This is a genomic window from Williamsia soli (assembly GCF_017377795.1).
In the GTDB taxonomy this organism is placed as follows: domain Bacteria; phylum Actinomycetota; class Actinomycetes; order Mycobacteriales; family Mycobacteriaceae; genus Williamsia; species Williamsia soli.
The window spans coordinates 770200-792068 of sequence record NZ_JAFRDR010000001.1; the positions used below are offsets into that span (position 1 = coordinate 770200).

Sequence of the window (21869 nt, forward strand, 5' to 3'; positions counted from 1 at the left end):
GCCGAGTCTATTGCGAATGCCTCCGAGTGGTCGGCTGACCCCGGTAAAGCTCACCCGATGGTCATCGGGTGGTTCGTAGTCCCCACCCGGAACGTCAGTGGAGTCGTGCCGTCCCACGTCTGCACTGCGATAGAGCCCGTGGTGCCGACCGGGATGCTCACCGGACCGCGAGTCCTCGCGACATGGTCCGCTGTTGTGTCACTGCGCTTGACGTTCACCTCGAGCGCCCCGGGCACGCCGATGCCGGTGAGGCCGAAAGCGTAGTCGCCGTCGGTGTCCCTGCCGACCGAGACCGTGCTCCCAGGCAGGAGGTGGAGACCGGTGGCAACCGCCGAGACCGACCAGTCCGATTCTTCGCCGGCGACGGTCAGGCGCGGCGAGACCGGGAACGAACTCGCCAAGGCCACACGGCGCTGATCCTTGTCGACGGACACCGTGGCGGTGGCGGCCGGAAGGATCACCAGATCGTCGACCTCGTTGATCCAGCCGTCTCCGATGATGGAGACGTCCACGTCTGCGGCCGGTCCGATCGGGACACCGCCGATGGTCAACTCGAAAGCGGTCGCCGCGGGGACCCGGTACAACGCGCTACGCCGGGTGTTGGAGTAGTCGAGCCGCTCGAGTCCGGCGACGGGCCCGCCACCGGGGCGGGTGATCGTCAGATCCCATGCCGCCGCATCGTCGGCAGGCTTGGTGGCGGTGTCCTTCACCAGGATCAGGACGGAATCGTCGCCGACGTCATGGCATACCGGGCATTCGTGGACCTGCGTCATCTGTGACAGCGGAAACAGGATCATCGGATTACTCGGCGACCCGAGATAAAGGGCACTCGGCTCGGCAGGATTTAATGCAGTCGTGTAATACCACGTGTTCGCGCGGGGGTCGGTGACGACCATCTTCTCCACGCCCGGATAGTTGTTGTCATAAACGACTATTCCGGTCCGTCCGTCGCCCAGGTCGCGCAAGGCGATAGGGGTTATCGCGTGCCCGCCGGTGTCGCTCATGATGGCGAGCAGGTAATTGTCTCCGGCGGCCCACGCGCTCTCGATCTTCGCGAGCGTGTCGGCTACGGAGGACCTCGTCGCGGCATCAGCGGTCGGGAGCGCGCCCTGCGCATTGAAGTACCTGGAGATCAAGCCGTCGAGTTGGTCAGACGGACCGACGTCGTAGAGGTTCTGGCCCGCGGGCACGTATCCGGACTTGTCGAGACCGCCGGTGGAGAAGAGCCCGGCGACGGCGGCCATCCCGAAGCAGTGCCCGCCGTCGGAGGACTCGTTCGAATCTCTTTCCAGCACTTCGCCAGTGGCGGTCAGCACGCAGGCTCCGTCGACCACACGGGCGCAGATACGATCGCCGTAGAGCGACTGCATGGTGGCTGGTGTCATGCTGCGTCGATGCGATCCATCCGGTGGGCCCCAGTTCTCGAATGAGAAACCGTCGCGGGTGACCTCGAAACCACTGTCCGCGATCAGTGTTCCGGACGTCGGGTCGAGCGCTACATAGGAGCCGGGGTTTTCCGGTTGCCCTGGTTGTTCGAGCGACCCTGTGTCGGGGAGGTCGATCAGCGGCGCCGCGCCCGCACTCATCGGGAATGCGAGCAGAATTGCCGCAACGAGCATTGCCAGATAGCGCTTTCGCACTACGCCTCCTCAGGCCGCGTGATCACAGGGGTGGACAGGCACCCTCCGAATCGAACGCCCGACGGGATTGGTGAAATGTCCGCTTTGGAGAATAAGTTAGCTTATCGCACGACAAAGTGCACCGGTTGGTCGAAATTGCTCACCGTTTATTGTTTCGGCGCCGCGAAAGGGTGTACTTCGGTGCGTGTGATAAGTCCGTGATATGCGAAAGCGACGCACGCCGGGCCGAGCTACCCGGCCGGGCGTCCGACCGGACCGACCTTCTGCGAGCCACTCGGCACCCGCCAGGACTGACCGTAGCGCTGGCCTGATCGCGGGTCGTCACGATTGTTGACGAAATACCAATCCATCTGGGTCGCAGCGTCGGTCACCGTGAGCACCGCATAGCCGTGAGCGTCGGTGTCGACCCAACGGAGGTGCCGGTTCACATTCGTCAGTGCCGCTGCGGCGACATTGCCGACCGTGTACTCCGGTGCCCCGACGAGATCGTCGACGTTGCTCGACGTCACCGAGGGCGTCACCAACTCGGTCCCCACTGTGCCTGCCCCCGGGTAGTTGGCGGGGTCGTTCGGCAGGTCGCAGGCGAACGACATGTGGATGTCGCCGGTGATGAAGACGGTGTTCTCGATGCCGTTGTCGCGCAACGCTCGATAGAGACGCAGGCGGTCGGCGGTGTAGCCGTCCCATGGGTCCGAGCTCAGCGGGATGCCCGCCCTGGGTACGCCGAGCAAATCGGTGAGCGCAGCGGTGGTGCGGGGTTCCAGCGGCGGGATGAGGATGGGGCTGATCATCACCGGGTTGCCGATGATCTTCCACCGCGTCGGTGAGGACACGACACCGTTGGTCAGCCAGGACATCTGGGCGGCACCGGTGATGGTGGCCGCGGGATTGTCGGCGGCGTTCGAGGTCGTGTCTGGTTGTTCGGTCCGATAGGTCCGCAGGTCCAGCATCGACAGCTCGAGCAGATTGCCGTACCGCAACCTGCGGTAGAGGTGCCTGCCGCCGGCGTCGGGAACTGGTCGCACGGGCATCCACTCGTAGTAAGCCTGTTCCGCGGCGGCCTTGCGGGCCGGCCAATCACCTTCGGCGGCACTGTGGTTCTCGGCGCCGGAGGCCCAGGCGTCGTTGGCGGCCTCGTGATCGTCCCAGGTGCAGATCCAGGGCACGTCTCGATGGGCCAACTGCAGATCGGGGTCGGTCTTGTACTGGGCGTGCCGGATCCGGTAGTCCGCCACGGAGACGATCTCGTGCGCCGGTTCGTGACGTCGGACCGGACCGTTCTTTCCGGTGTATTCACCGATTCCGTACTCGTAGATGTAGTCGCCGAGGTGCACGATCGCATCGAGATTCGGCTGCGCGGCAAGGTGCCGGTACGCGCTGAAATACCCGGCCTCCCAGTTGGCGCAGGACACCACCCCGAACCGGACCTTGGCCACATCTGCGGCGGTGGCAGGCGCCGTTTTCGTGCGCCCAACCGGCGAGACTGTTCCCGCGGCAGGACCGTCGACGACGTGAAAGCGGTAGTGATAACCGGTGTTCGGGCTCAGTCCGCCCACGTCCACCTTGACCGTGAGGTCGCGACCGGCGTCGGTGGTCGTGGTCCCCGACGACACCACCGACCCGAAGCCCGGATCGGTTGCCACTTCCCAGCGGATCGTCGTCGCGCTGCCGCGGCCCGACCCCGGGGTCGCATCGGCTGTCGGCGTCACGCGCGTCCACAGGATGACGCGATCGGGCAGTGGGTCGCCAGAGGCGATCCCGTGACGGAACACCTCCGCCGCAGGCGCGGGCGCTGCCGTGGCATTGCCTGCGTACACCGTTCCGAGGATGCCGACGGTGCCGATGGCGGCGCCGCCGAGAAATGCGCGACGTGACGGCTGGGTCCAAGATGGCTGTGGGCCCGGCTCGGGGCGGGGGTCTGGATTCGATGTCATTGCGCATCGAATCCTGGCACACCTCGCGGCCTCGGGTGCACCGACCGGTGACCTTTGCGGAGAATTCTTGTCGTCGCTGCGATGAACTCTCGGGTCGTCGGCCGGGCCCGTCGAGACCTTGTTCAGCGCGGCTCGCAAATGATCACCGGAATCTTGCGGTCGGTCCACTCCTGGTACTGGTCGAAATCGGCGTAGACATCGACGAGTTTGGGCCACAGACGCTCCCGCTCGGCGTCGTCGGCTTCACGGGCCCGCATCACCGATGTCTTCTTGCCCTCCTGGATGCTCACATCGGGGTTGGCGGTGATGTTGAGATACCACGCAGGATTGGATGCCATGCCACCCTGCGAGGCCACGACCACCACGTTCGCGCCGTCTCGTAGAAAGAGCAGCGGCACCGTCCGCGGCTTCCCGGACTTGCGGCCGATGGTGGTCAGGAGGATGACCGGCACCGGATCCTTGAATCCCGCCCCGACGCGCCACTTGGCACCTACCTTGCCTCCGGTGAGTTTGTAGATCTTGGTGTTCGCCCGCGACGACAGCTTGACGATCGTGCTGACGGCCTTGGAGTTGAGGGCCTTGGGTGGTTCCTGGTTCGGCACCGGGCCTCAGATCCGCTCGATGATGGTGCCGCTCGAGAGCGCGCCGCCGGCGCACATCGTGATGAGGGCGGTCGACTTGTCCGACCGCTCCAGCTCGTGCAGCGCGGTGGTGATGAGCCGGGATCCGGTGGATCCCACGGGATGCCCGATCGCGATGGCGCCCCCGTTGACGTTGACTTTGTCCATGTCGGGATCATGCACCGACGCCCACGACAGCAGCACGGAGGCAAACGCTTCGTTGACCTCGAACAGGTCGATGTCGGAGATGCTCATCCCGGATTTGGCGAGCACCCGTTCGGTGGCCTGCACGGGTCCATCGAGGTGGTAGTACGGCTCTGCGCCGACCAGTGCCTGTGAGACGAAACGCGCACGGGGTCGCAGGCCCAGCGCCTTTGCCTTGTCCTCGTCCATGATCAGGACCGCCGCTGCGCCGTCGGAGACCTGCGAGGAGGTCCCCGCCGTGTGGATGCCGCCGTCGATGACGGGCTTGAGCTTCGCGAGCGACTCCAGGCTGGTGTCGCGCAAACCCTGGTCGCGGACGACGTCGAGGACGTTGCCGGTGAGTTCGCCTTCCTTGGTGCGTTCGGGGGCCTTGAGCGAGAACACCTCACGGTCGTAGCGGCCCTCGTCCCACGCTTGCTTGGCCAGCCGCTGGCTCCGTTCGCCGAGGGCGTCGACGTCGGCGCGGGTGATGCCGCGACGGGTCGCGATGCGCTCGGCCGCCTCGAACTGGTTGGGCATGTCGATGTCCCAGGATTCGGGCCGTCGCAGTCCGGCGTTCTCGACCATCACGTTGGCGCCGAGCGGCACCGTCGTCATCGACTCGACGCCGCAGGCGATACCGACGTCGATGGTGCCGGACGCGATCAGGCCGGCGATCAGGTGGTTGGCCTGCTGTGCGGACCCGCACTGGCAATCGATCGTGGTGGCACCGGTCTGCCAGGGCAGGCCGGCATGGAGCCACGCGGTGCGCGTGACGTTGTTCGACTGTGCCCCCACCTGCATCACGCAGCCACCGATCACCTGCTCGATCTCAGACGGGTCGATCCCTGCCCGCTCGATCACGGCCTTCTGCGCCGCGCCAAGGAGTTCTGCCGGATGTAGGCCCGACAGCCACCCCGCTCGCTTGCCGATCGGAGTGCGGGTGGCCTCGACTATTACCGGTTTTCCCATGTCAATCCCTTCGAGTGCGTGATGCGGTGAATTCGAAACTAGAACAAGTTGTCAACTGGACACAAGTCCTATTCCAGCAGGTAGTAGCCATTGTTCAGCATTGTGCTCTACCATCGAACTAGAACACGTTCATGTCTAGCATTTAGGTGGTTGCAATGACGCAGGCCGAGAAGGTGTGCCCGTTCGCAGAGGGTTTCGATTTCACCAGCCCTGACCTGTTGGAACAAGGGATCCCGGTGACGGAATTCGCAGAGCTGCGGAAGACGTCGCCGGTCTGGTGGAACGCTCAAGCCGAGGGTAAAGGCGGTGGCTTCAGCGACGGCGGTTATTGGGTCGTCAGCAAGCACGAGGATGTGCGCGCGATCTCGAAGAACAACGACAACTGGTCCACCAACGAAAACGGTGTGATCATGCGGTTCGACGACGCGATGACGTCCGAACAGCTCGACATCACGAAAGCTCTGCTGATCAACCACGATCCGCCGGAGCACACCCGTCTGCGCAAGCTGATCTCGAAGCTGTTCACGCCCAAGGCGGTACATGCCATCGAAGAGAAGCTCGAAGATGCGGCACAGAAGATCGTCAAGGACGCCGCGGCAAAGGGCAACGGAGACTTCGTCGAAGACGTCGCGATCAATTTGCCGCTCATGGCGATCGCGGATCTGCTGGGAGTTCCCGAGGCCGACCGGGAGAAGCTGTACCACTGGTCGAACAACATGATGAACGCCGACGATCCGGAGTTCAACGAGGTCGATGACGAATCCGGGCTGACCCCAGCCCAGCTGTCGTCGGCCGAGATCCTCGGATACGCGTACACAATGGCCGAGGAACGTAAGAAGTGTCCGGCCGATGACATCGTCACCGCGCTCGTCAACGCGGACATCGACGGACAGTCGCTCGACGAGATCGAGTTCGGCTACTTCGTGATCCTGCTGACCGTCGCCGGCAACGAGACCACCCGTAACGCCATCAGCCACGGCATGAATGCGTTCCTCGACAACCCGGATCAGTGGGAGCTCTTCAAACGTGATCGCCCGGCCACCACCGCGGACGAGATCGTCCGCTGGGCGACTCCGGTCAACGCCTTCCAGCGCACCGCCAAGCACGACCTGGTCCTGGGTGGTCAGGAGATCAAGAAGGGCCAGCGCGTCGGTATGTTCTACGGATCGGCGAACTTCGACGAGGACGTCTTCGACAAGCCCTTCGAGTTCAACATCCTGCGCGACCCGAACCCGCACGTCGGTTTCGGTGGCCACGGCGCGCACTACTGTGTCGGTGCCAACCTGGCCCGCATGGAGATCAACCTGATCTTCAATGCGATCGCCGATCACATGCCTGACATCACCAAGCTGGCCGAGCCTCGCCGGCTGCGCCACGGCTGGATCAACGGCGTCAAGGAACTGTCGGTCAATTACGGCAGCTAGCCACACGAGAAAGCCCCCCGGCCAAAGGTCGGGGGGCTTTCTCGTGTCCCGAAAATGGTGGGTTTTGGTGAGCGTCACCTGCGGAAACTCTCGCCAAAACCCACCAAGATCGGGGCTTGGGCTAGGCCTTGCGTACCGAGTTGATCGTCTTCTCGACTTCCCAGAACGCCCGCAGCGCCACGAGTTTGCCGTCGTCGTTCGCGCGGTAGGTGAACACTCCACGGGCTTCGGAGATGTGGCCGTGGATGTGGGTGACGATCTTGCCGATGTAGGCGACCTCGTTGCCGCAGATGATCTCTTCGTCGAAGGCGAACTCGATCTGCTCGGTGGTCCCGATCGACAGGTCCCAGAAATCGCTGATGCGATCGTGCCCTGTGAATCCGATGCCTTCTTCGTCGAACATCGACGGACCCACCGGATCCTGCACGATGCCGTCCTCGGCGAAGAGATTGACCCAGGCCGCCTTGTTCCGTGAGCCGACGTATTCGCGGGAGAGGCGTCCGGCGACCACCGCCGGGTTGTTCGCCCGATCGATGTTCAGGTAGGCGGGTTCTGCTTTGGTCATGGTCTGATCCGATCAGTGGGTGGGTTTGTCGGCGCCTACGAGCCACATCGAGAAGTACTGTGAGCCACCACCATACGCGTGACCGAGTGCCTTGCGGGCATCCTTGACCTGATGATCGCCGGCTTTGCCCTGCACCTGGATGGCCGCCTCGGCGAAACGGATCATGCCCGAGGCGCCGATCGGATTCGATGACAACACACCGCCGGAGGCGTTGACCGGGAGCTTGCCCCCGATGGCGGTCTCGCCGGACTCGGTCAGTTTCCAGCCCTCGCCCTCTGCTGCGAACCCGAGGTTCTCCAGCCACATGGGCTCGAACCAGGAGAACGGAACGTAGATCTCTGCGGTGTCGATCTCCTCGAGTGGATTGGAGATGCCGCCGGCCTTCCACAGGGCAGCGGCGGCGTCGCGGCCGGCCTGCGGGCTGACGGTGTCGCGGTGCGAGTAGGCGAGGGGTTCGGTGCGCATCGCCGATGCATGGATCCAGGCGACCGGGACACCCTTGGCGACAGCATCATCTGAGGTCTCTTCGTCCGCGATGACCACGGCACACGCACCGTCCGATGACGGACAGGTCTCGTCGTAGCGGACCGGATCCCAGAGCATCTGGGATGCCATCACGCTCTCGACGGTGATGTCGGGTTGGTGCAAATGCGCCAACGGATTGAGGGCGCCGTTCTGCCGGTCCTTCGCCGCGACGATGGCGCCGATGTGGTCGGGTGCGCCGGTACGCCGGATGTACGACCGGATGTGGGGTGCGAAGAAGCCGCCCGCACCGGCACCGACCGGCATCGTGAACGGAACCGGGATCGACAACGCCCACATGGCATTCGACTCGGACTGCTTCTCCCACGCGATGGCGAGGACGCGGCGATGCACACCCGAGGTCACCAGTGACGCGGCGACGTTCGCGGTCGATCCGCCGACCGATCCGGCGGTGTGGACGCGGATGAGTCGCTTACCCTCGGCGCCGAGCGACTGTGCCTGCGCGAGTTCGGGCATCATGGTGCCCTCGAAGAGATCGGGTGCCTTTCCGATGACGATGGCATCGATGTCGTCCATCGACACCTGCGCGTCGATCAGTGCCTTGTCGATGGCTTCGCGGCACAGTCCGGCCATCGAGACATCATGGCGTTTGGCAACGTATTTGGTCTGACCGGTGCCGAGCACCGCCGCGCGATAACGCCCCATCAGTTCTTGCCTTTCGCTGGTCGAGCTCCGCCTTCGGCTGCGTCTCCGGCCAGGGAGACGACCATGTTCTGCTGCAACAGCGGGCCGCTGGTCGCATGGGCGAGCGCGGTGCCGGCGTCACCGTTCAGGATCGCGGTGGCCGCGAACCCAATGCGTTCGAGTCCGGCCGAGAACAGCGGATTGGCGGCGAGAGCGCCGCCCGAGGGGTTGATGACGACCGAGTCATCAAGGCTGAGTTCGGCTTTGATGATCAGTTCTTGGTGGGTGTACGGCGCGTGCAGTTCGGCCACATCCACCTTGCGGTTGTGGCCGAGCACCGTGTCTCCGGCGAGCTTCGTCGAGGGCGACCTCGTGAGGTCACGGGCCCCGAAGTTCGGGGTGTCGATGCGGTGGTCCCATCCGGTGATCCAGGCCGGGTTGGCGACGAGTTCCCGGGCCCGGTGTTCGCTGGCGAGGATGATCGCTGCGGCGCCGTCGGTGTAACGGCAGGTGTCGTGGGCGCGAAGGGGGTTCGCGACGTAGTCGTTCTTCAACAGTTCTTCGGCGGAGGTGTCGTTACCGCGAGCGGCGACCGCGGCCATGTCGGCTTCGGTCCAGGCTCCGGAGTCGATGCCGGCCCGCGCCTGCAGCGCCGCCAGCGACCGGGCGTCTGGCCAGAGTGGCGCGACGGTGTGCGGATCGGTCTGCAGGGTCAGCACCTGGTCGGTGTTGGACGCCGACGGCTTTCCGAAACCGTAGGCGAGCGCGACGTCGACCTCGCCGGTCGCGATCTTCACCCACGCCTCGTAGAGCGCCCAGGCGGCGTCCATCTCGACGTGTGACTCGTTGATCGGCGGTACAGCGCCGATGGAGTCGATCGCGGAGATGAACGAGAAAGCCCGACCGGCAAGATAATCCGACGATCCCGAGCACCAGAAGTCGATGTCGGTACGGACGATGCCGAGGTCGGCGTAGAGCTTCTGGAAGCAGGGGACCAGCATCTCGACACCGTTGGTGGTGCCCCAGGTCTGGTCGACGTGCGGACTGTGTGCGAAGCCGATAACCGCTATCGGCGGTATCTCGCGATGGGTGCTGGTCACAGGTGATCCTTGTACGAGTCGTAGTCGGCGTCGGGTTCGCCCGACGGACGGAAATGGCTGATGTTGCGCAGGGTGTGATCCCACTCCTCGCGGGGCCGCCAGACCGCTTCGACCCGCATGCCCATGTGCACCTCCGCGGCCTCGACGTCGAGGATGAGGTGCAGGAACGGGATGTCGGAACCGTCGAGCAGCACGTACGCGGCCACGTAGGGCGGCTTGATCTGCTGGCCGAGGAACGGCACGTTGACGATGCAGAACGTGGTGACCACGCCCTTGTCGGAAACCTCGACGCGTTCACCCGTCGGGTTGCCGTCGGTGGGGTCGGCGCCGCGGGGTGGGAAGTAGACCGGGGCGTCGGGTCCGGTGCGGCCGCCGTAGAGCTTGCCCTCTTTGAGGCCCTGCAGATACCAGGTCTCCTCGACCGACGCGGTGTGGTCGATCGTCAGTCCGAGCGGTGTCGTGATCATGACGCCGTCGGTGTCAGACGGCTCGTTGGTGTTGGGCTCGGCCGGTTCGGTGTCCTCGCCCAGCGCGAAATGGTCGATGTCATCGATGCGGCCGGTCCGGGCGGTCTTCCACACCGCGTGGACGCGGGCCCCGGTGCTCAGGTCGCCGGCGCTTTCGGCGGCGACGGCGTGGAGGAGGCTGCTCCCGGCGCCGTCGAGTTCGATGAGAGCCCACGCGAACGGCTGCGAAAGGGGTTGACCCTCAATCGGTTCTGCCATCCAGCTCCACGACTTGATGGTGCCCACCTCGGACACCTCGACGAAGTCGTCGATCTGGGCGAGGGTGACGGGATCGAACTCGACGGGAGGGACGTATACGGTGCCGTCCGCGCTGCGTCCACCGATGATCTTGCCGTCGAGCAGGCCTCGGGCGAAGCGCCCGAGGACCGGTCCGAGCGACCGTGTGTAATCAAAGGCGTTGTGCAGTGGCGCGGACAGGACCGGATCGTCCGGGTCCTCGATCGGTGCGACTACGGCTGCGAATCCTGCGGATATCTGGCTGACGCTCACAGAATCGAGTAGAACAGGTTCTAGATTTGTTCGCAAGGACTTGATCGATCAGGAGGTCACAGGCGCATGAAGCTGGGTTTGCAACTGGGGTATTGGGGGGCCGCGCCGATACCCGACGCACCGGCATTGATCGCCGCCGCCGAGGCCGCCGGATACGACGCCGTGTTCACCGCTGAGTCCTGGGGATCGGATGCGTACACCCCGCTCGCCTGGTGGGGTTCGCAGACGTCCACGATCACGCTGGGGACCGGTATCGCCCAGCTCTCGGCGCGGCCACCGACCTCCGCGGCGATGCACGCCCTGACCCTCGATCATCTCTCCGGTGGTCGGCACATCCTCGGGCTCGGGGTATCAGGGCCACAGGTGGTCGAAGGCTGGTACGGCGAACCCTTCGGGAAGCCGCTCGCGCGGACCCGGGAGTACGTCCAGGTGATCCGCGACGTGCTCGCTCGAGAGGACCGGGTCACGAATGCCGGACCTCACTATCCGTTGCCCTATCCGGCCGACGCTCCGGGATCGACCGGGCTGGGCAAGTCGCTCAAGCCGATCACCCATCCTCTACGCAGTGACCTGCCCATCTGGCTCGGTGCCGAGGGTCCGAAGAACGTCGCGCTGAGCGCCGAGATCGCCGACGGATGGCTCGCGATCTACTACACCCCGAGGCTGTCGGACATGTACGAGCAGTGGCTCGCCGAAGGCTTCGCCCGTGTCGGGGCGCGGCGTACCCGCGACACCTTCGAGGTCGCCGCCACGGTCCAGGTCGAGATCACCGACAACGTGGCCGCGGTCATCGACGCCTACCGTCCGTCGACCGCGTTGTATGTCGGTGGGATGGGTGCCAAGGAGCAGAACTTCCACGCCGAGGTCTACCGGCGGATGGGGTACGCAGACGTGGTCCGGGACATCGGCGAGAAGTTCCTGTCGGGACGCAAGGAAGAAGCCATCGCCGCGGTGCCGGACGAAATGGTCCTCGAGACGTTGATCGTGGGCGACGAGGAGTCGGTCCGGGGTCAGATCAAACGTTGGGAGCAGGCCGGCGTCAGCATGCTCATGGTGACCACCCGCGACGTCGAGCAGATCACCCGACTGGGCACTCTCGTCTGAGTGAACATGTTCTAAATTACCCACACCCACATTAGTGCCCGACGCCTGTGTTCACACATGGGCGTCGCGCTTCTCGGTGGGCGCGGTCACGCAACCCGTGACTGCGAGAGCGCATGACGGATACGGTTCGCGACCAGACGCGGGGTGTCGAGATCCGCGGACGACCACCGAACGATCCGCCAACCCTGCTCGACGATCCGGTCGGCGCGATATTTTTCTCGGTCGAGTACCGATCGGACGTCTTCGTTCTCGTACTTGACCACTCCGTCGGCCTCTCCGATCACCCGGTGCTCGACCCAGGCGAAATCGACGCGGGCGAGAAATCGTCCGTGGTTGTCGAGGACCTCGTACTGGAGTGTGGGCATCGGAAGTCGGGCATCGTGCATTGACACTCGGCTTCGACTCTCCAGCGCTGATTCGCTCCGCGCGTCCATCATCTCGACGGCCCGCCGTGCTTTCGGGTGGCCGGGGAAGCCGGCGATCAAGTCGAGTTCGGCGAGTAACTCCGTGACGGTGCACAGTCCGCGGTGAAGTGCCGCGTCGCCCGTCACGACTGCGGATGCGGTCGACGTCCGACGCGCCAGGTCGACGATCGCGCGTGCGGGGCTGCTGACCAGGACACCGTTGATCCGCATCGAGGCGTTCCGGCGTGCGTCGCGGTGAATCCGGATGCGCTTGGAGTTTCGGGACCCGGTCCCGGAGTTGGTGGTCGGTTGAACGAGGTGGACAACCCGCGGATCCACGCCCCACAGCGGTAATCCGTAGACCGCCGCCGCGGATTGCGCGCCGAGAACGTAGTTGCCACCGAGCTTGCGCAACGTTGCCTTGCTGAGTTCGCCGTGTCGGGTCTCCATCGACTCATTCCACAACGCCGGACTCGCGTAGATGCCAGGCGCCAGGGACCTCATCGTGTTGTCATGTAGAGCTGTCCGAATCTCAGAAGGGCTGTGCCCCTCGGCAATCAGTTCCCCGCGGGTGACGGCGCCCTGCCACTGGTTGGTGTCCATCGACCAATGATGGGCCCAGCTGTCATGGGCTCGACCTCGACGGAGGCATGTCTGTGGACAGCCGGTCCGACTGTGGATAACCACCTCGCGCCCGTTGCAATGCGCCGCGCCCATGTTTGAACATGTGCGTGGCGCACTGAGGTGGGCGTGAGTGAGGTCAACGCCGCCGAATGCGCAATCGAAGCCCCGACGGCATCAGCGTGAGGCGTTCGGTGATGGCCAATTCGTAGCCGGGATCGGCGGGTTCGAAGTCGTACCGCTGGAGCAGGCGGGCAAGGAGCAGGACGGATTCGTGGAGTGCGAATTGCCTGCCGATGCAGGCTCGTTCGCCGGTGCCGAAGGGTTTGTACGAATGGGCAGGACGCTTCTTGACCTCGGCGGCGAGGAAGCGGTCGGGGTCGAAACGTGGAGGTTCGGTCCAGACAGCGGGATCACGATGCAACTTCGGTAGGTGCACGATGGCCCAATCACCCGGCGCCATCTCATACCTACCGGCGACGACGGTGGGCTCGATCGGTCCGCGGGAGAAACCCGGAGCGGTGGGCCACAGGCGTAGCGATTCGTCGATGATGCGTCGAAGCAGTCGGAACTTGGCCACCTGCTCGAAGGCCGGTTCCGCGTCTGCATCGAGGATCGAATCGACCTCCGCATGCGCGCGAGCGAGTAGTTCTCTGTCCTGCGCCAGATGGTATAGCGCGAATGACAGTGCGCCAGAGGTTGTCTCATGTCCGGCAACGAGAAAGGTGAGGATCTGATAGCCGATGTTGCGATCATCGAGCACGTCGTGCTCCCGTGCGGCGTTCTGGGTGAGCATGATCGCCAAGAGGTCGGTCTCACCGCCATCCCCACGTTGGCGACGACCGGCGATCAGCTCGTCGAGCATCGTGTCGATGTAACGCTGGTGACGGGCATTCGACCGGATCATCAACGCGGACAGTGCCCTCGCACCGGGAAGTCCCGAGAGTCCCCCTGTGCGCTGGCCAGTCTTGAGGGCGGCGATCATCGCAGATACGAAAGCGTGCGGGGTGTCGCGCTCGAACGACCCGAGATCTTCACCGAACGCGGCCCGGCTGATGGTCTCCAGCGTCAGTCGGGTCATATCGGGTGCGACATCGATGACGTCGCCGCGCCGTTCCCAGAAGGTGAAGAGTTCGGAGATCGCATCGAGCATGAGCGGGTGGTAGTTCTGCATCGCCGACTTGGTGAAGGCGGGCATCAGGAGATCATGCGCCAGTCGCCAATTGGGCTCGTCGGTCGCGGCGGTGAACAGCCCGTCGCCGGCGAAGGAACGCAGCGCCGCAACCCCCGGCGTCAGAACCTTCTCGAACCGGGATTCGTCGCAGAGTTCCGCCGCGATCTCGGCGCTGCCGGCGAACACGAATCGCTGTCGAAACGCCTGGAACTGCACAATCGGCCAGATCTCTTCGGGCCAGTCGAGCATGCTCAGGACCGGGCCGCCGATCTTGATCGAGCGGACGTCTCCGAGTAGGCGGAGCCGGCCGGGTGGGTGGGGGAATTGCTGTCCCCAGGTGTTCGGGCCGACGAGGTCACGCGGTGTGGGCAGCTCGGTGGTTGCGGCCATGATGCTCCTTATTGGAGATGGGTTCAATAGTAATTGTGTGCCGCTATTGAACCTGTGTCAAGTAGTATGGCCAGGTGGCCGCACGTACTCGTCTGTCTCCCGAGGAACGCCGCAGGCAGCTGCTCGATCTGGGCGCTCAACTCTTCGCGGACCAGCACTACGACGACGTCCACATAGAGCAGGTTGCCGAGCTGGCGGGAGTCTCCCGGGGGCTGCTGTATCACTACTTCCCCACCAAACGCGCGTTCTTCGCCGAGCTCGTCAGGCGTGAGACCCAGGCGATGATGGCCGACTCGACCCCAGATCCCGCGCTGGGTGTGCTCGACCAACTCCGGCACGGCATCGACGTCTACCTCGCCAACTGCCGCACCAATCGTTATGGCGCACAAGCCATTTATCAGGGAGCCGCCAGTTCCGATCCCGACGTCATCGCCATCATCGAAGAATCGACCCGGGTGCAGGAAGAACGTATCCTGGCAGCGCTCGATCCCGGCGGGTCGCACCCGCGGCTGCTGCAGATCACCGTGCGCAGCTGGCTCGTCATGATCCGTACCGCCTGCCATACCTGGTTGGCCGATCCCGATGACGACGGCGTGGACGCCGTCGATCTTCGCCAGATGGCCGAGCATGCACTGCTGGGTGCCCTGTTCGGTTTGCCGGACGCCGCCCGGCCGGCGAACTTGGCTGTCTTGATCGATGACGCCGCACGGCGCGGGCCGGCCGATGGCTGATCGCGCCGACCGCGGCCAGAAGCTGGGCCGGGTGGTGGCCGGGCACGCGGTGCGGTCGACGACGGCCAAGTTGAGCGCGCCGCTGCGCAGTGATGCCGCAAATGCGCGCAAGCGCGACGACGCCATCCTGCGGTTCGCCGACGAACTCGTCACCGTGATCGGCAGCATGAAGGGCGCGGCGCTCAAGCTCGGTCAAATGTTGTCGATGTTCGACGTGGGTCTGAGCTCTCCGGCCACTAGGGCGGAGTTCGCGGCCCGGCTGGCCCCATTGTTCGACAGCGCGCCTGCCGTCGACGACGCCGTCATGTTGTCGATCCTCGACGCCCAGTTGGGCAAGGCGGCACGCGCGCGTCTCACGGTGACCCCGGTTCCGATCGCGGCGGCGTCGATCGGGCAGGTCTATCGGGCCACGCTCGACGGCACTGGAGACGGGGGTGGCCGTGAGGTCGCGATCAAGATCCAGTACCCGGACATAGGTTCGGCGGTCCGGGCCGATCTGAAAAATTTGGCGCTGGTCGTGCGACTCGGTCGGGGCAGGCTGCCCGGTGTCGACCTCGATCCGATCGTCGCCGAGGTCAGCAGGCGGGTGCTCGCGGAGCTCGACTATCGCACCGAGCTCGCCAATCATGTTCGAATGTACGACTTCTACCGGGACCATCCGAGCTGGCGGATACCCGAGCCGATCCCCGAACTGTCCACCGATCGGGTGCTGGTGACCGAATACCTCGACGGGATCAGCTTCGCCGAGGCCATCGATCTGCCTGTCGCGGAGAGGGATCGGATCGGTGAGGCCGTGTACCGCTTTTACTGCGGCGGTGTCTATGACCTCGGTGAGTTCTGCGCTGATCCGCACCCCGGCAATGTCCTCGTCCTACCGGACGGCAAGCTGGGTTTCCTCGACTTCGGCCTGTATCTCAGAATGGCGGCGGACGATATAGCGTTGCAGCGCAATGCCTTCAGGGCGCTGATGGAAGGGCGTGACGCCGAGGTCTACCAGATGATCGTCGAAGCCGGTTTCATCACGGACCCGGCTGCGATGGGTATGGACGACGCAGTCGGGTACATGCGGGCAGTGGCCGGATGGCACCTGGATCCGCGACCGGTCACCATGACCGACGAGCTCGCACGCCGGGTGTTCGCGTCCGCGGTGTTGCCAGGGTCGGGGCATTTCGGGCAGATCCGTCAGCAGAATCTGCTCGACACGCACGCGTTCTCGCGCCGCACGGAGATGAGCGTGTGCGCTCTTCTCGGTCGGTTGCGTGCGACTGCGCCGTGGGGGGCGATCGCGCGGGAATGGCTCTACGAACCGCGGCCCGCCACGCCGATGGGTGAGTCGATTGCCCAATGGCGCCGAAAGAATGCGGGATAAACTCCGCCCGTCGGTCGTCGGCGCCGCAAAGGCTTCGATAGTGTTGACCGCGACGAGAGGTGGAGCATGACGTTGGTTGGAAATCGCCGTGGCAAGAAGGTTGCCGCAGTGGAAAAAGTTGTCGCAGGCGTGGCGTCGAAGAACCCGACCGTGATCGCGGTGAAAACCGCCGATTCGGTGCTCCCGAGGATCATCGGTGCGGGAATTGCCGGTACCGGAGTGGCTCATTTCGTCCGCCCCCAATTGTTCGAATCGATCACCAGGCCGGCTTTTCCGGAGAACACCCGGGAATGGATATATGCCAACGGGGCGACGGAAACCGTGATCGGGCTGGCGATTGCCAACCGGTCGACCCGATTGTTCGGACTGGTCGGTCTGGTCGGCTACGTCGGCTTCCTCGGCAGCCGGATCGCCTCGGCCTGAACGCTCGCCTGATGACAGAGCAACCCCCTGTGCAAGCCCCCGCGCGCCGTCCCCGCGGCCGCCCCAAGGTCGAAGGTCTGGCCGACCAACGTCGCACCCAGATCATCGAGGCCGCGTTCGAGGTACTCACCGAGCGCGGTTACCACGGGACGTCCATCGCGGAGATCGCCCAGCAGGCCGGCATCGGCCAGGGCACCGTCTACCGATACGTGAGCAGCAAGCGTGAATTGCTGGATCAGGTCTTCGACTGGGCGGTCGAACGCGCGTTTGCGACCGTGGACCCCACTGCGCTTCTGGCAGCCGACCCCGACTCCGCGCAGGACATGGTCACGCAGATCGGTGTCGTGAGCGAGCGGCTTTACGCGATGATCGACAGAGAGCCTGCGATGCTGAAGTTGATCGGGGTGCAGGCCAGCGCGATCGACAAGGAATTGAAGACGCGCGTCGTGGGGCTCGAGGCGATGATCAACTCGATGGTCTCGCAGTCGCTGACCCGGGCTATCGACAAGGGGTGGCTCGAGTTGTCCGCCGAGCAGAAGCCGATCATCGCGCGATTGCTGATGATGATGGCGATGCCGGGTCTGGTCAGGTCCATCATCTCGGACAACGATGCCGACAAACGTGCGCAATTCGTCGGCGGGGCCAGCGACATCGCGTTCCATGGATTGATGAAGCGCGGGGCGTAGAGACTGATGGCGCAACCCATGGTCGGCGCGGGTCGATCCGACACCAGGCGGACGCGGATCCGTCGTATCCAGCTTCTCGACGCTGCTCTGGAGACGTTTGTCGAGTACGGCTACGGCGAGGTCGGCGTAGCGGAAATCGTCGCCCGCATCGGCTGCAGCCACGGCACGTTCTACAACTACTTCGACAACAAGCGGGACGCCCTCGACGCGCTGCTGTCCCGGGAGCTGTCCGAACTGGTCTCGGTGGCCGAGCTGCATCGCCCGCGTCCGCGTACGGAATCGGAGTTCGTGGACGCCCTCGGCACGCTGGTCCGCAGGCTCGTCGAGTACGCGAACGAACGTCCACATGTGCTGACGTTTCTCGCGATGGAGGCTCCGGGCATCGACGAGGCCGCGTTGAAGACCATGGTCGGCAGCTACGGGCAGCTCGGGCAGCTGTGCGGTCAATACATCCGGTACGGCATCGAGGACGGATACCTCCGCGAAGACATCAACGTCGAGTTCGCGGGTGAGGCCGTGGTCTCGTGCCTGATGGGTGCGGTACTGCCACTCATCCTGGACAACACGGCACTCGTCGACGTGGAATCGACCGTTCAGACGGTGGTCGGCTTCCTCTGTTACGGCACCAACGCGCAATAGCGGGAACCGGTTCGGTTGGCCAACCCGCGCTACTCCCCGGTGAAGACCGGGGTCTGCTTCTCCGCGAACGCCTTCGGGCCGATCTTGGCGTCCTTGCTCATGAACACCTTGGCGCCTAGGTCACCGTCGAGCTTGAAGGCGTCTTTCTCGTGCATGCCCTCGGTGTCGCGAATCGTCTTGAGGATTGCCTGAACGGCGACGGGTCCGTTGGCCGCGATCTGGGCGGCGAGTTCGAGTGCTTTGTCCAGCGCGGTCCCGTCGGGGACGACGTGACCGATCAACCCGTAGTCGAGGGCTTCGGTCGCCGTGATGTGACGTCCGGTCAGCAGGATCTCTGCGGCCACGGTGTACGGGATCTGTCGGACGAGGCGGACCGCGGAGCCGCCCAGCGGGTAGAGACCCCACTTGGCCTCGGACACACCGAACTTCGCGCTCTCGCCGGCCACCCGGATGTCGGTGCCCTGCAAGATCTCGGTACCGCCCGCGATCGCCGGGCCCTCGACCGCAGCGATCAGTGGCTTGGTCAGCCGGCGGCCCTTGAGGAGTGCGTCGAGGATGCTCGGATCGAAACCCTTGCTCTTGAAAGAGTCGCCGGGGGCGGACTTGTTCATGTTCTTGAGATCGGCCCCCGCACAGAAATACCCGCCGGCGCCGGTCAAGATCGCAACCCGGATGTCGTTGTCGGAGTCGACCTGATCCCACGCCGTGTTCATGATCCCCAGCATCTCGCCGGAGAGTGCGTTGCGGGCCTCGGGCCGGTTCATCGTCACGATCAGCGTGTGATCGCGCTTCTCGACGAGACAATGGGGGGCGGCGTCAGACATCTGTGCTCCTGATTTGTGGCATGGCTCGGCGGCGTACGACGCCTGTGACCCGTATCTCGTGGGGCCTTGCCTTCAAACGGTAACACGTTCTAGTTTTGACGGTATGGCTTACAACATTGCCGACCTCATCGAGCATGCCGTCGACTTGATGGGCGACCGGATCGCGCTCGAAACCGACGGCCGACACGAGACGTACACCGAACTGGACCAGCGGGCCAACGGCCTCGCACACACCCTCCGGCGCCTGGGCGTCGGGCCCGGCGAGTCGGTGGGCTTGTACAGCAGGAACAACATCGAGGCCGTCGAATCCATGGTCGCGATCTTCAAGGCGCGCGCGGTGATGGTCAACGTCAATTTCCGTTACGTCGAGAGCGAACTCGAGCACATCTTCACCGACTCCGACATGAAGGTGCTCATCGTCGAGCGCCAGTACGTCGGCAAGGTCGCGAACGTGTTGCCGAAAGCGCCGAAAATCACCGCGGTGATCGTCGTCGAGGACGGTAGTGACCTCGACAGCTCGATCGTCGACGGCCTTGCGTACGAACAGGCCATCGCCGACGGTGGCACCGAACGCGACTTCGAGCCGCGGTCGAACGACGACGTGTACATGCTCTACACCGGTGGCACCACAGGCAATCCCAAAGGTGTTGTGTGGCGGCAGGAAGATGTCTTCCGGGTCCTCGGCGGTGGCATCGACTGGTACACCGGCGACCCCGTCACCGATGAATGGCACTTCGCGAAGACCGGCGCCGACGGCGGACAGCTGGTGCGCTTCCCGATCCCGCCGTTCATTCACGGTGGTTCACAGTGGGCGGTGTTCCAGGCCTTGTTCCAAGGCGGCAAGGCCATCGTGTACCCCGAGTTCGGCGCCCACCAGACCTGGGAGATCGTCGAGCGGCACAAGGTGAACGTCATCTTCATCACCGGAGATGCAATGGGTCGCCCGATGATCGACGCGCTTGAGGAGAAGGACTACGACATCAGCTCCGTGGTCTCGGTCGCGTCATCCGCGGCGTTGTTCTCGGCGTCGGTGAAGGATCAGTTCATCGAGAAGTTCCCCAACGCGATCATCATCGATGCCATCGGCTCCTCGGAGACGGGCTTCTCCGGTATGGGTGTCATCTCGAAGGAGACCTCGCACAGCGGTGGCGGCCCCCGGGTCAAGGCCGATCTGTCGACGGTCGTTCTCCGCGAGGACGGTTCGGTCATCGAGCCCGGCAAGGGCGAGGTCGGGATCCTGGCCCGCACCGGTCACATCCCGCTGCGCTACTACAACGACCCGGTCAAGACCGACAAGACCTTCAAGACGTACAACGGGATCCGCTACTCGATCCCGGGCGATCAGGCCCGCGTCGAGGACGACGGCACTGTCACGATGCTCGGCCGCGGTTCGGTCAGCATCAACTCCGGCGGCGAGAAGATCCACCCCGAAGAGGTGGAGTCGGCACTCAAGGCCCATCCGGATGTCTTCGACACCGTCGTGATCGGGGTTCCCGACGAACGCTACGGCCAGCGGGTTGCCGCAATCGTCGCCACCCGGGACGGCCTGCGCCCCACCCTCGACGAGATCAATGCCGTTGCACGGCAGGACATCGCCGGCTACAAATGTCCCCGCTCGATCTGGTTCGTCGACGAGATCAAACGGTCACCTGCCGGTAAACCCAACTATCGCTGGGGTGTCGAGATCGCCGAATCCCGGCCCGCCGACGAAACTCTCGCAACCGCCTCACGAAAGGCCTGACCCCACATGCGCACCTCACTGTCCGACGAGTTCGGAATCGAATACCCCATCTTCGGCTTCACGCCGTCCGAACATGTCGCCGCGGCGATCAGCCGGGCCGGCGGGCTCGGAGTGCTGGGCTGCGTCCGCTTCAACGAGGCCGACGAGCTCGACGCCACCCTGGACTGGATGCGCGAGAACACCGACGGCAAACCGTTCGGCGTAGACATCGTCATGCCCGCGAAGATCCCGACGGAGGGGTCGCAGGTCGATCTGGACTCGATGATCCCGCCGGAGCACCGGGCTTTCGTCGAGCGCACCCTCGATGATCTCGGCGTCCCACGACTACCCGAAGGCGACCGCGTGAACGCCGGCGTCCTCGGCTGGCTGCATTCGGTGGCCCGCTCGCACGTCGACGTCGCGATGAACCACGCGGACAAGTACGGCCAGATCAAGCTGATCGCCAACGCGCTGGGATCGCCGCCGGACGACGTCATCGCGAACGTGCATGCGCACGGCATCAAGGTCGCCGCGCTGGCGGGCGCAAAGGAGCACGCTCTGCGGCACGTCGCCGCGGGGGTCGACCTGGTCATCGCCCAGGGGTATGAGGCAGGAGGACACACCGGGGAGGTGACGTCCATGATCCTGTGGCCCGAGATCGTCGACGCGGTGGGCGATGCGGCACACGTGCTGGCAGCCGGAGGGGTCGGCAGCGGTCGTCAGATCGCTGCCGCGCTGGCACTGGGCGCGACGGGGGTCTGGATGGGCACGTACTGGCTGACGGCCGCCGAGTATCAGCTCGGGGTGAGGGGAGTCGGGCCTTCGGTGATCCAGCAGGCCATCCTGAACGCCACGTCGCGGGACACCGTGCGCCGGCGGATCTACTCCGGCAAACCGGCTCGCCTGCTCAAGACGAAGTGGACCGACGCCTGGGATGCGGCCGGCGCCCCCGAGCCGTTGCCGATGCCACTGCAGAACATCTTGGTCGCCGAGGCGCACGCGCGGATCTCCGCCGCCGACGACCCCGGTGTGGTCGCGATGCCGGCCGGTCAGATCGTCGGGCGCATGGACGCCATCACCCCGACCGAGGATCTCATCAAGGACCTGGTCAGCGAATACGACGTCGCGGTGGAGCGAATGCAAAAGGCTCGCTAGCCTCGCGG

20 protein-coding genes are annotated in these 21869 nt (G+C 64.7%); 9 read left to right on the forward strand and 11 right to left on the reverse strand.

The window, feature by feature from the left end; all coding sequences use genetic code 11:
- Positions 1–50 precede the first annotated feature (50 nt).
- The 4 genes from J3S28_RS03430 to J3S28_RS03445 all read right to left on the reverse strand — a co-directional run bounded on the left by J3S28_RS03430 (position 51) and on the right by J3S28_RS03445 (position 5349).
- Entirely contained in the window at positions 51–1640 is a 1590-nt protein-coding gene (locus J3S28_RS03430; RefSeq protein ID WP_207837557.1) for a hypothetical protein, read from the reverse strand.
- A 230-nt stretch (positions 1641–1870) separates the two neighbouring features.
- Complete coding sequence (locus tag J3S28_RS03435) at positions 1871–3574, reverse strand: alkaline phosphatase D family protein (RefSeq protein ID WP_207837559.1); 1704 nt, start codon at positions 3572–3574, stop codon at positions 1871–1873.
- Positions 3575–3696: 122 nt separating this feature from the next.
- On the reverse strand, positions 3697–4176 hold the full coding sequence (locus tag J3S28_RS03440; protein WP_207837561.1) for a nitroreductase family deazaflavin-dependent oxidoreductase: 480 nt from the start codon (positions 4174–4176) through the stop codon (positions 3697–3699).
- A 6-nt stretch (positions 4177–4182) separates the two neighbouring features.
- Positions 4183–5349: a steroid 3-ketoacyl-CoA thiolase gene (locus J3S28_RS03445; RefSeq protein WP_207837563.1), complete on the reverse strand. Its 1167-nt coding sequence runs from the start codon at positions 5347–5349 to the stop codon at positions 4183–4185.
- A 155-nt stretch (positions 5350–5504) separates the two neighbouring features.
- Here J3S28_RS03445 and J3S28_RS03450 point away from each other — a divergent pair, with 155 nt between their 5' ends.
- On the forward strand, positions 5505–6773 hold the full coding sequence (locus J3S28_RS03450; RefSeq protein WP_207837565.1) for a cytochrome P450: 1269 nt from the start codon (positions 5505–5507) through the stop codon (positions 6771–6773).
- Between the two features lie 121 nt (positions 6774–6894).
- Here J3S28_RS03450 and J3S28_RS03455 read toward each other — a convergent pair whose 3' ends face one another.
- From J3S28_RS03455 to J3S28_RS03470, 4 genes are read right to left on the reverse strand one after another with little or no spacing between them, the layout of a single operon-like run.
- Complete coding sequence (locus tag J3S28_RS03455; protein WP_207837567.1) at positions 6895–7338, reverse strand: nuclear transport factor 2 family protein; 444 nt, start codon at positions 7336–7338, stop codon at positions 6895–6897.
- Positions 7339–7350: 12 nt separating this feature from the next.
- Positions 7351–8526, reverse strand: coding sequence for a thiolase family protein (locus J3S28_RS03460; RefSeq protein ID WP_207837569.1), 1176 nt, complete (start codon positions 8524–8526; stop codon positions 7351–7353).
- Positions 8526–9605, reverse strand: a complete 1080-nt coding sequence (locus J3S28_RS03465) for a thiolase family protein (RefSeq protein ID WP_207837571.1) — start codon at positions 9603–9605, stop codon at positions 8526–8528. The genes J3S28_RS03460 and J3S28_RS03465 overlap by 1 nt, the downstream gene beginning before the upstream one ends.
- Positions 9602–10621, reverse strand: coding sequence for a Zn-ribbon domain-containing OB-fold protein (locus J3S28_RS03470; protein WP_207837573.1), 1020 nt, complete (start codon positions 10619–10621; stop codon positions 9602–9604). The genes J3S28_RS03465 and J3S28_RS03470 overlap by 4 nt, the downstream gene beginning before the upstream one ends.
- 66 nt (positions 10622–10687) lie before the next feature.
- On the opposite strand from J3S28_RS03470, the gene J3S28_RS03475 reads away from it, so the two are divergent.
- Entirely contained in the window at positions 10688–11725 is a 1038-nt protein-coding gene (locus J3S28_RS03475) for an LLM class F420-dependent oxidoreductase (RefSeq protein ID WP_207837575.1), read from the forward strand.
- Positions 11726–11811: 86 nt separating this feature from the next.
- On the opposite strand, the gene J3S28_RS03480 is transcribed toward J3S28_RS03475, so the two are convergent.
- Both J3S28_RS03480 and J3S28_RS03485 read right to left on the reverse strand, forming a co-directional pair.
- Positions 11812–12732: a type IV toxin-antitoxin system AbiEi family antitoxin gene (locus tag J3S28_RS03480; protein ID WP_207837578.1), complete on the reverse strand. Its 921-nt coding sequence runs from the start codon at positions 12730–12732 to the stop codon at positions 11812–11814.
- A gap of 157 nt (positions 12733–12889) precedes the next feature.
- Positions 12890–14314, reverse strand: coding sequence for a cytochrome P450 (locus tag J3S28_RS03485; protein WP_207837581.1), 1425 nt, complete (start codon positions 14312–14314; stop codon positions 12890–12892).
- A gap of 74 nt (positions 14315–14388) precedes the next feature.
- Between J3S28_RS03485 and J3S28_RS03490 the strand changes: the two genes are divergently transcribed.
- The 5 genes from J3S28_RS03490 (at position 14389) to J3S28_RS03510 (ending at position 18162) form a co-directional block, all read left to right on the forward strand.
- Positions 14389–15045 carry a TetR/AcrR family transcriptional regulator gene (locus tag J3S28_RS03490; protein WP_207837583.1) on the forward strand — a complete coding sequence of 219 codons (657 nt, stop codon included), beginning with the start codon at positions 14389–14391 and terminating at the stop codon, positions 15043–15045.
- The gene (locus J3S28_RS03495; RefSeq protein WP_207837585.1) at positions 15038–16414 is read left to right on the forward strand and encodes an ABC1 kinase family protein; all 1377 of its coding nucleotides are present in this window, start codon (positions 15038–15040) and stop codon (positions 16412–16414) included. The genes J3S28_RS03490 and J3S28_RS03495 overlap by 8 nt, the downstream gene beginning before the upstream one ends.
- 66 nt (positions 16415–16480) lie before the next feature.
- On the forward strand, positions 16481–16837 hold the full coding sequence (locus J3S28_RS03500; protein WP_237340938.1) for a DoxX-related protein: 357 nt from the start codon (positions 16481–16483) through the stop codon (positions 16835–16837).
- 11 nt (positions 16838–16848) lie between these two features.
- The gene (locus J3S28_RS03505) at positions 16849–17523 is read left to right on the forward strand and encodes a TetR/AcrR family transcriptional regulator (RefSeq protein ID WP_207837587.1); all 675 of its coding nucleotides are present in this window, start codon (positions 16849–16851) and stop codon (positions 17521–17523) included.
- Positions 17524–17529: 6 nt separating this feature from the next.
- The gene (locus tag J3S28_RS03510) at positions 17530–18162 is read left to right on the forward strand and encodes a TetR/AcrR family transcriptional regulator (RefSeq protein ID WP_207837589.1); all 633 of its coding nucleotides are present in this window, start codon (positions 17530–17532) and stop codon (positions 18160–18162) included.
- 29 nt (positions 18163–18191) lie between these two features.
- Here the strand turns inward: J3S28_RS03510 and J3S28_RS03515 are convergent, their stop codons facing one another.
- A complete protein-coding gene (locus J3S28_RS03515; RefSeq protein WP_207837592.1) occupies positions 18192–18986 on the reverse strand; it encodes a crotonase/enoyl-CoA hydratase family protein in 795 nt (264 codons plus the stop codon).
- A gap of 103 nt (positions 18987–19089) precedes the next feature.
- Between J3S28_RS03515 and J3S28_RS03520 the strand changes: the two genes are divergently transcribed.
- Both J3S28_RS03520 and J3S28_RS03525 read left to right on the forward strand, forming a co-directional pair.
- Positions 19090–20727 (forward strand): acyl-CoA synthetase, encoded by a 1638-nt coding sequence (locus tag J3S28_RS03520; protein WP_207837594.1) that lies wholly within the window; start codon positions 19090–19092, stop codon positions 20725–20727.
- A gap of 6 nt (positions 20728–20733) precedes the next feature.
- Complete coding sequence (locus J3S28_RS03525; RefSeq protein ID WP_207837597.1) at positions 20734–21861, forward strand: NAD(P)H-dependent flavin oxidoreductase; 1128 nt, start codon at positions 20734–20736, stop codon at positions 21859–21861.
- Positions 21862–21869: the final 8 nt, after the last annotated feature.

Bases quoted from the DNA above. Each gene is read 5' to 3' on its own strand.
- J3S28_RS03520 (WP_207837594.1), top strand. From the start codon at position 19,090: ATGGCTTACAACATTGCCGACCTCATCGAGCATGCCGTCGACTTGATG.
- J3S28_RS03505 (WP_207837587.1), top strand. From the start codon at position 16,849: ATGACAGAGCAACCCCCTGTGCAAGCCCCCGCGCGCCGTCCCCGCGGC.
- J3S28_RS03455 (WP_207837567.1), bottom strand. From the start codon at position 7,338: ATGACCAAAGCAGAACCCGCCTACCTGAACATCGATCGGGCGAACAAC.
- J3S28_RS03475 (WP_207837575.1), top strand. From the start codon at position 10,688: ATGAAGCTGGGTTTGCAACTGGGGTATTGGGGGGCCGCGCCGATACCC.
- J3S28_RS03445 (WP_207837563.1), bottom strand. From the start codon at position 5,349: ATGGGAAAACCGGTAATAGTCGAGGCCACCCGCACTCCGATCGGCAAG.
- J3S28_RS03500 (WP_237340938.1), top strand. From the start codon at position 16,481: ATGACGTTGGTTGGAAATCGCCGTGGCAAGAAGGTTGCCGCAGTGGAA.
- J3S28_RS03515 (WP_207837592.1), bottom strand. From the start codon at position 18,986: ATGTCTGACGCCGCCCCCCATTGTCTCGTCGAGAAGCGCGATCACACG.
- J3S28_RS03495 (WP_207837585.1), top strand. From the start codon at position 15,038: ATGGCTGATCGCGCCGACCGCGGCCAGAAGCTGGGCCGGGTGGTGGCC.
- J3S28_RS03525 (WP_207837597.1), top strand. From the start codon at position 20,734: ATGCGCACCTCACTGTCCGACGAGTTCGGAATCGAATACCCCATCTTC.
- J3S28_RS03510 (WP_207837589.1), top strand. From the start codon at position 17,530: ATGGCGCAACCCATGGTCGGCGCGGGTCGATCCGACACCAGGCGGACG.
- J3S28_RS03460 (WP_207837569.1), bottom strand. From the start codon at position 8,526: ATGGGGCGTTATCGCGCGGCGGTGCTCGGCACCGGTCAGACCAAATAC.
- J3S28_RS03485 (WP_207837581.1), bottom strand. From the start codon at position 14,314: ATGGCCGCAACCACCGAGCTGCCCACACCGCGTGACCTCGTCGGCCCG.
- J3S28_RS03435 (WP_207837559.1), bottom strand. From the start codon at position 3,574: ATGACATCGAATCCAGACCCCCGCCCCGAGCCGGGCCCACAGCCATCT.
- J3S28_RS03480 (WP_207837578.1), bottom strand. From the start codon at position 12,732: ATGGACACCAACCAGTGGCAGGGCGCCGTCACCCGCGGGGAACTGATT.
- J3S28_RS03450 (WP_207837565.1), top strand. From the start codon at position 5,505: ATGACGCAGGCCGAGAAGGTGTGCCCGTTCGCAGAGGGTTTCGATTTC.